General features: G+C 73.3%; 7 protein-coding genes, 2 pseudogenes and 1 riboswitch. Of the genes and pseudogenes, 4 read left to right on the forward strand and 5 right to left on the reverse strand.

All coding sequences use genetic code 11. From position 1 onward, the window contains the following. Positions 1–186, reverse strand: a pseudogene (locus tag KN815_RS33520) (aa3-type cytochrome oxidase subunit I); the annotation flags it as partial. Positions 187–290: 104 nt separating this feature from the next. On the opposite strand from KN815_RS33520, the gene KN815_RS33525 reads away from it, so the two are divergent. Together KN815_RS33525 and KN815_RS33530 are read left to right on the forward strand one after the other, a co-directional pair. Continuing rightward, on the forward strand, positions 291–887 hold the full coding sequence (locus KN815_RS33525) for an RNA polymerase sigma factor (protein WP_216345615.1): 597 nt from the start codon (positions 291–293) through the stop codon (positions 885–887). Continuing rightward, positions 884–1,864, forward strand: a complete 981-nt coding sequence (locus KN815_RS33530) for a CU044_5270 family protein (RefSeq protein WP_216345616.1) — start codon at positions 884–886, stop codon at positions 1,862–1,864. Before KN815_RS33525 ends, KN815_RS33530 begins: the two co-directional genes overlap by 4 nt. Before the next feature lie 51 nt (positions 1,865–1,915). On the opposite strand, the gene KN815_RS33535 is transcribed toward KN815_RS33530, so the two are convergent. Further along, positions 1,916–2,704, reverse strand: coding sequence for an Fpg/Nei family DNA glycosylase (locus tag KN815_RS33535; RefSeq protein WP_216345617.1), 789 nt, complete (start codon positions 2,702–2,704; stop codon positions 1,916–1,918). Positions 2,705–2,787: 83 nt separating this feature from the next. Here KN815_RS33535 and KN815_RS33540 point away from each other — a divergent pair, with 83 nt between their 5' ends. Continuing rightward, a complete protein-coding gene (locus tag KN815_RS33540; protein WP_216345618.1) occupies positions 2,788–3,933 on the forward strand; it encodes a PP2C family protein-serine/threonine phosphatase in 1,146 nt (381 codons plus the stop codon). Positions 3,934–4,019: 86 nt separating this feature from the next. Beyond that, a riboswitch (SAM riboswitch) is annotated at positions 4,020–4,166 on the forward strand. A 342-nt stretch (positions 4,167–4,508) separates the two neighbouring features. Then, positions 4,509–5,354 (forward strand): glutathione S-transferase C-terminal domain-containing protein, encoded by an 846-nt coding sequence (locus tag KN815_RS33545; RefSeq protein WP_216345619.1) that lies wholly within the window; start codon positions 4,509–4,511, stop codon positions 5,352–5,354. A 41-nt stretch (positions 5,355–5,395) separates the two neighbouring features. Here the strand turns inward: KN815_RS33545 and KN815_RS33550 are convergent, their stop codons facing one another. The 3 genes and pseudogenes from KN815_RS33550 to KN815_RS33560 all read right to left on the reverse strand — a co-directional run. Further along, positions 5,396–6,139: a Mut7-C RNAse domain-containing protein gene (locus KN815_RS33550; protein ID WP_216345620.1), complete on the reverse strand. Its 744-nt coding sequence runs from the start codon at positions 6,137–6,139 to the stop codon at positions 5,396–5,398. Positions 6,140–6,284: 145 nt separating this feature from the next. Further along, positions 6,285–7,145 (reverse strand): YhjD/YihY/BrkB family envelope integrity protein, encoded by an 861-nt coding sequence (locus tag KN815_RS33555; protein WP_216345621.1) that lies wholly within the window; start codon positions 7,143–7,145, stop codon positions 6,285–6,287. A 239-nt stretch (positions 7,146–7,384) separates the two neighbouring features. After that, a pseudogene (locus KN815_RS33560) lies at positions 7,385–7,841 on the reverse strand (MauE/DoxX family redox-associated membrane protein); the annotation flags it as partial.

Below are 7,841 nucleotides of genomic sequence, written 5' to 3' on the forward strand. Positions count from 1 at the left end.
TTCGGCGCGCATCAGCAGCGCCATCACCCCGCCGATGCAGAAGAAGGCGAACGAGGTGATCAGGTAGAGCGTGCCGATCGTCTTGTGATCGGTGGTGGTCAGCCAGTTCACGGCCGTGGCCCCTGGCCCGGGGCGGCGCGACGGCGGGGCGGCCGGCGCCGCCGCGACAACGGTGTTGTTCCTCATGATCCGAAGGTGTCCGGCACCCCGTGGACCGTCACTCCGACGGCCGGTCAAGATTTCCCGCTCCGGGGTGTGATGATCCAAGGCATGCCGGACACCTTCGGATCATGAGCACCGACGACGCCTTCGACGACGCCTACCGTGAGCATTACTGGGCGGTCAGCCGATTTGTGGCACGGCGGCTGGACGGCCAGGCATGGGAGGTCGAGGAGGTGGTCGCCGAGGTGTTCTCGGTGGCCTGGCGGCGCCGGGTCGAACTGCCCGAGTCACCCCTGCCGTGGCTGTACGGGGTGGCCCGGCACTGTCTGGCCAACGCCGTACGCGGCAAGGGCCGTTACCGCAGACTGCTGGCCAAGCTGGGCCATCACGAGGTGACGCGCGACGGGCGCACCGTGGCGAGCCCGGACGCGGAGCGGCCGGGCTCCTGGGTGCTGGAGGCGCTGTCCCGGCTCGCCGAGGCCGACCAGGAGGTGCTGCGGCTGACGACATGGGAGGAGCTGACCGTCGAAGAGCTCGGCACCGTGCTGGGGTGCGGCCGGTCCGCCGCGGCGATGCGGCTGCACCGGGCGCGGCGGCGGCTGCGGGAGCAGATAGAGACCCTGCGCCGGGACGACCGGGTCTCCGTGGGGTGCACGAGCGGCAAGGGCGACAAGGCCCATAGCGCTGACCGGGCCGACGAGGCCCACAAGGATGGACACGCATGACCGACGAACTGGATCTGCTCCGCGAGGCCGACCCCGTGTCCGCCGACACCGGCCCCTGGCGGGACCGGCCGCTGGACGCGCGCGCCGAGCTGCTGCTGCGGCGGCTGCCGTCCCAGGACCGGGGGCACCGTATCGTCCGACGCGTGATCTGGAGCCTGGAGGCCGCGGCGGCCGCGACGATCCTCGCCCTCGCACTGACCGTCTCGGGCACCCCTTCCTCCGCGGTGGCCGCGTCCAGACCAGTGCCGCTGGTGGCGCATGCCTCCCGGGCGGACGTATCGCTCGCCGAGATCGTCCGGCGGGCGCGGACGGCGGCCGAGAAGTCCCCGGGGAAGAGCGAGCGGGGCAGCCATTTCCAGAGCTGGGCGCTGAGCATGACGTCGGGCGAGGATCCGGTGACGCTGCCCCGGGAGTCGCTGACCCGGTGGAACGCGGACGGCAGCGGTTTCTCGCTGGAGGTGGCCACCGATCCGCGCCACCCGGACCACCCGGTGATCGCCGACGGTACGCCGCCCCGTGCGGTCCACGACGGCAAGGTGCTGAGCGACAAGAAGTATCCGGCCGGTATCAACGGCGCCGACGAGAGCTACTTCGAGGATCCTCCGGCCGGGGCCTCGGCGCTGCGCGCCTATCTCGCCGTCTGGTCCCCGGGCGCGGACGACGACCCGGCGGACCTGATCTCGGCCATCGAGTCGTTCCTCGCGGTGTGGACTCCCGGCCCGCGCCAGCGGGCGGACATCGTCACCCTGCTGTCCCGGATCGAGGGGCTGCGCCCGGCGGGCAAGGTCACCGACCGGCTCGGCCGGGAGGGGCAGGCGTTCCGGTTCACCCCCGCTCCCTCCGGGATGCGGTATCTGATCGTCCTCGATCCGGACGACGGCAGCGTGCTGGACGTCGAGGAGACCGTCACCCGGGACGATCCGGAGTACAAGCTGAAGGCGGGCGATGTGATGTCGTACAAGGCGTGGGTGTCCTGATCGACCGGGTGCGAGGGCGCCGGGCGGGCCGCGGGTCGCCCCGGGCGGCTGTCAGTCGCCGTCCGGCTGGCAGTGGGAGCACCACAGGCTGGTCCGCCCGGCGATCCGGCCGCGGCGCAGCGGATGGCCGCAGCGGGGGCAGTGCGGATCCGGGTCGTCGCGCTGTCCGGTGAGCCAGTCCGGGTCGTCCGGCACCCGCTCCGCCCGTACCGAGGCGCGCAGCACCTCGCGTATCGCGGTGTGGAGCCGTTCGTGCTCGTCGTCGGTCAGCGCGTTCGCCGGCCGCCGCGGATGGATCCGGGCCCGCCACAGGATCTCGTCGCCGAGCAGGTTGCCGAGTCCGGCGATCACGGCCTGGTCGGTCAGGGCGGCCTTGATGCGGCCGCGCCGCCCCGCCAGCAGCCGGTCGAGCTCTGCCCGGCTCAGGGAGAGCGCGTCCGGGCCCTGGTCGCCGAGGATCCGGTCGACGTCGGCGTCGGTGGCGGCGAGCCAGATGCCCTGGAGTTTGCGCTGGTCCTCGTAGCCGAGGCGGTGGCCGTCGTCGAGGTCGAAGGCGACGCGCTCGAACCGGCCGGCCGGTTCGGAGTCCGCCCCGCAGATCAGCCGCCCGGTCATGCCGAAGTGCACCACGACCGTGGGCCCGTCGGTGGGGGCGATCAGCCACTTGCCGTGGCGGCGGGGTGCGGCGAAGCGGCGGCCCTTGAGGTCGCGCTTCAGCCGCTGCGCGGTCACCCCGTGCAGCACTCCCGCGTCCGCCACCTCCGCCCGCTCGACGCGGTGGCCCTGGGCGCAGGAGGCCAGCGTTCGCCGGAACCCCTCGACATCCGGTAGCTCGGGCATAGCGTCAGGCTACGCCCGGGGCCTCCGTCGCGCGTTACGGATAAACACCCCTTTGGTGGCTTTCATCGGATAAGGTCCAAGTTATGCGATTCATGCGCTTCGCCCCGGGGGCGAGCGGTCGCAGCCATACGCTGTTCGCGGTCACACGGTGTCTGCCGTTCCTGGACCTGGCGGCGGTGCTCAGCATTGAGCTCTCCCCCGCGCACACCCTCCACACCGGCCCCCTGCTCTCCCCGGCGCCGGCGCTGGCGGCGGTGACCATGGGCCCGTTCGGCACCGGCGGGGTGGCGCTGCTGGCCCTGGCGGTGCATGCGATCACCGCCACCCACAACAACGTCTGGGGCAGCGAGACGGTGTACGCGAATCTGCTGGCCCTGGTGGTGGTGGCGCTCGCGGGCGTGGCGACCAGCGCGGTGCGGGTGCGCCGGGACAGCGAGCTGGCCCATGTCCGCCGGATCGCCGAGGTGTCCCAGAACGTGGTGCTGCGGCCGCTGCCCGCCCGGATCGGTGTCGTGAACACCGCCAGCGTCTATATGGCGGCCGAGCGCGGAGCGCAGATCGGCGGGGACCTCTACGAGGCGATGTGCACCCGCTACGGAGTGCGGCTGATCGTCGGCGATGTGCGGGGAAAGGGGCTGGCCGCGGTGCGGTCCGCCGCGGCCGTGGTGGGCGCCTTCCGGGAGGCGGTGCACTACGAGCAGGACCTGGCCGAGGTGATGCACCGCTGCGCGGCCGCGCTGGCCCGCGAGTACGAGTTGCTGGACCGCTCCCAGCTCCAGGACCCGCGGGAGCTGGAGGAGCAGTTCGTCACCGTGCTCCTCGCCCAGGTGACGGACGAGTCGCTGGTCGAGCTGATCAACCGCGGCCATCCACCGCCCCTGGTGATGCGCGAGCGCAAGGTGCGCTCCCTGGAGCCGGCGCGTCCGCTGCCGCCGCTCGGCCTGGAGGAGTTCCTGAGCCCTCCCCCGATCCGCGTCGAGACCTTTCCGTTCCTGCCCGGTGACCGGCTGTTGCTGCACACCGACGGCGTGGTCGAGGCCCGCAACCACTACAACGAGTTCTTTCCGCTGCACCGGACCATGGAGACGGTGGACGGTGCCACCCCGGGCGAGTACCTGGACCGGCTGCGCCACGCGCTGGTCCGGCATGCCGAGGGACGGCTGGCGGACGACGCGGCCATGGTCCTCGTCGAGCGGGCCATCGGCGGCGCGCGGCGGCCGTTCCGCTGAGCGGGCATCCACCGTGCCGTCGGCCCGCGTTGGCCGTCCCGGCATGGGTTGACGCCCTCGCGGAGCGCGACGACACTGTCAGGGACGGTCACGATGGTCAGCGCCCACCGCGCGGAATCCCCGCTCGGATGGGTCATCGGCCCCGGCTCGCTGACAGGCAACCCTTCTCCCGCGACGGGGTGCCCCCGGGTGACGACCAGGTTCCGTCGGCGCGGACGGGACAAGCGCGGTCTCGCCGCCTCGCGAGCCCCCGATGATGGGATCGGTGAGATGCCCAGGACCGACTGCGACGGGGACGGCGCCCGTCGGCGCCCTGGGCCGTGGTCCCCGCGCCGGTCCCCGCTCCGCCGTCGTCACCTGCTGACCAGGCGTCTGCACATCGATCTGCTGCGCATTTGCAGCGCCTCCAGTCCAGCCGGCTGAATCGACGCGGTCACCGAGCGCGGCCCAGCGCGCCGGGGCCGGGTGTGTCCCGGCAGCCTCCCGGCGAACGCCCCGCGCGGGCTTCCCTTCCGTAGCGCCACCGGCGCCGCCCAGACCGGCGGGCCGGGGCTCCGTCCTTGCCTTGGAGAGCCATGTCCGAGACGTTTCCGATCAGTTCAGGTCCTGCCGCTCTTCTCGACCCCGACCCCTGCTCGCCCGGCCCCCGGATCGTCCCGCCCGCGCCACCGCACCGCTTCCGCAGCCGCATCGGCGTCGACCTCGCCGGTGGCTTCTATCCGGTGCCGCATCGCTATCGGCTCTATCTCTCCGCGAGCTGTCCGCTCTCGCTGCGCGTCTCCATCACCCTCGATCTGCTCGGGCTGCGGGATACCGTCGCCACCACCCTCGTCGGGCTCCCGGACGAGACCCCCGAGGCGTTCGCCGCACTGCGCGGGGCCTACGAGGCCACCTGGCACCGCTACGGCGGCCCGGTGGACGCGCCCGCGCTGTGCGACGGCTGGACCGGCCGTGTCGTCAGCAATCACACGCCGGACATCCTGCGCGACCTCGCCGGCCATCTGAGCGACGGCGGCGGACCGGGACGCCCCCGGCTGCGGCCGGCGCCTCGCGCCGCGGACATCGACGCCCTCCGGGAACTCCTCGACGAGGACATCACCCACGCGGCGCGGCAGGCCGGGACGGCGCACGAGGCGGAGTGCCGGGACGCCGCGCTGGAGCGGCTGCTGACCGCCCTCGGGCGCCTGGACCGCGGGCTCGCGACCGCGCCGTACGCCCTGGGCGGCGAGCTGACCGCCGCCGATGTGGACCTGTGGGTGGCCCTCGTCCAGCTCGACACCGAGCACCGGCTCCGCCTGGACGCCGACGCGGCCCAGCGGGTCTCCCGCCATGGGCGGCTGCGCGCCTATGTGCGGCGGCTGCACGCCCATCCGGCCTTCCACACCACGATTCCGGAGGCCCTCCAGGACGACCTGTCCTGAGTCCGCGTCCCAGGACCAGGCACTCCGCCCGGCGGCTCGGCTCAGGACAGGGCGGCCCGGGCGTCGCCGAACTCGTCCATCGCCCCGGCCACGATGGCCTCCAGCCGGGCGTGGTGGGCGCCGCGCCAGTAGACCCGCTCGCAGACCGTGCAGCGGGCGAAGACCTCGTAGGTGCGCCGGGTGCCGTGCTGGAGCCGCTCCCGGACCGACTCCTTGTCGGCGTCCTCCAGCGGGCCGTTGCAGGCGGTGCAGCGGGTCCAGGGCGCCAGACTCGGGGTGAACCGGCCGAGGACGTCCCGCAGTTGCTCATCGGGCCGGTCGCTGTAGACATACGCCCCGGCCCACAGCTCACGGCGGCGCAGCAGCCCCCGGTCGCGGGAGAGCAGCACCCGGCGCTGGGCGGCGGAGCGCGCGGCCAGCTCGGGATCGCCGATGTCCTCGCTCTCGTACGCGGCGTCCACGCCCAGCAGCCGCATCCGGCGCGCGAGCGTGCCCAGGTGCACATCGAGCAGAAAGCGCAGCGGCGCGCCCGGCACCCGCTGCGGACGGACGACCGGATGGACCTCCACGGTCTCCCCCGCGCTCGGCACATGCGAGACGGCGGTCTCCTCGCCGTTCACCACCAGCCGGCCGACCTCGGTGAGCGGGACCCCGAGCGACTCGACGACATGGCCGAGGGTGGATGCGCCGTCGGTGACCACGGCCGTCCAGGGGCGGCGCCGCTCCGGGACGGCGAAGAATCGCAGTTCGGGGGCGAGACTGAGATGGATCTCGGGTCCGTTCACACCGCCAGCATGCCAGGCGCGCCGGGCCCGAGGCGATGGCGTTTCGGGTCCGGCCCCGGGCTCGACGATCATGGAAGCGACCACCGGCGGGAAGGCGTCGCACCCCGGTCATGGGCCGCCCCTGGGTGATTCGTCGGCCGGGGAGTCAGTCCGCCGGTGGGGGCGCCTTGGCCCGGTCGCGCCGCCGCTTGCGGCGCCACGCCACCATCCGCAGATACTCCTCGTACAGCACCCGGCCCAGCAGCGCACCGCCGAAGACCACAAATCCGACGCCGACCAGCCAGGACTGGACGACCAGGACGGTGCCGACCGGGCCGTAGGAGACGGCGTTGGAGGCGATCAGCGGGGAGAACACCAGTTGGGAGAAGACCCGCAGCCCCAGCAGCCCGACGCCGGTGGCCAGCGCGCCGGGCAGCAGGGCGCCCCAACTGATCCGCCCGCCGAGCAGCAGCCGCTGCGACCACCAGAAGAACAGCACCGTGCCCAGCACCCCCACCAGCACCCGCGAGATGCCCGGCGCCAGATGGGCGGAGAGCAGCAGATAGCAGATCAGCACCACGAACCACACCAGATGGCGCCAGGCGGTGTGCCAGCGGCCGGCCGGAAGCTCCCACACCTTCTCGTAGCCGACCTGGAGCACCGTGCCGAAGCGCAGGCTGAAGATGGCCAGCGTGGCCAGACCGAAGGCGGTGGTGGACTCCAGCGCCTGCTTGGGCGGGGCGAACAGCTCCTGCACCTCGTCCCGCGAGGTCGCGGAGAGCCCGAGGCCCTCGGCCAGCCACTGGGCGAATCCGAGCCGGTTCACCGGATCGGCCGCCGCGACCACGATCAGCAGCGGCACCAGGGTGAGAAAGCCCAGGGCGGCGAAGCCCATCGCCCGGTGCAGCAGCTCGAATTCACTGCCCCGCCGCCATCCGCGTCCGATCGCGGACCGGTGGAACGCGTCCTCCAGCCGCCGCCACCATCTGGGCCCCCGGGAGCCGGACGCGGACCGATGCTCGGACATACACCCACTCCCCTACCGGCGCCACCGGCCCAGCCCCCGGCGGGCGGGAACGCGCACCGGGCGGCGCGCGCGCCACGGGCCCGCCTCGGCAGGGGTGTCGGTCAGTACGGGTGTCGGTCGGGCCTGTCCATCCATGCCCGGTACGCCTCGGCACCCATCCGCGCTGGACGCCCCGCGGTTCGATCGTTTTGTCCAGGAAATTTTCGTTTGATCCAGATTACCCGCCGAGCGCCGGCCTCTCACGCCGTGGCCATGACCGGGGCCCCGCTGTCCGCGTCGATGACGCTGACCCGGACGGCGGGCTCGCGCACCGTGTCCAGGCTGGCCGCGGCGTCCACCGCGAAGAGCACCAGAACGGGCCGCGCGGCCGTGCCGCCGCCGTGCACCCCGGCGAACTGGAGGATGCGCCAGCCGCCGTCGTCCCAGTGGTCCAGCAGCGCGGAGCGCACCACGCGGGAGGCGCTCTGCCAGGCGCGCGAGCGCTCCAGCAGTTCGACGGTCGCGGCGACCGGGACCGCCGTGGGGAACGCCGTCGGGCCCGCCGCTGGGACCGCCGTCGGGGCTCCGGTCGCGGCGAGGGGGTGTCCGGCGATCCGTAGCCGCAGTCGGCGCAGCGGCGTCCGCCAGTGGCGGTCCGGATCGGCGGAGAGGGCCGTCAGGGCCGCCGCGGCGGCCAGGACCAGCCACAGCGCCGCG

The organism is Streptomyces niphimycinicus (assembly GCF_018883605.1).
Taxonomy (GTDB): Bacteria; Actinomycetota; Actinomycetes; order Streptomycetales; family Streptomycetaceae; genus Streptomyces; species Streptomyces niphimycinicus.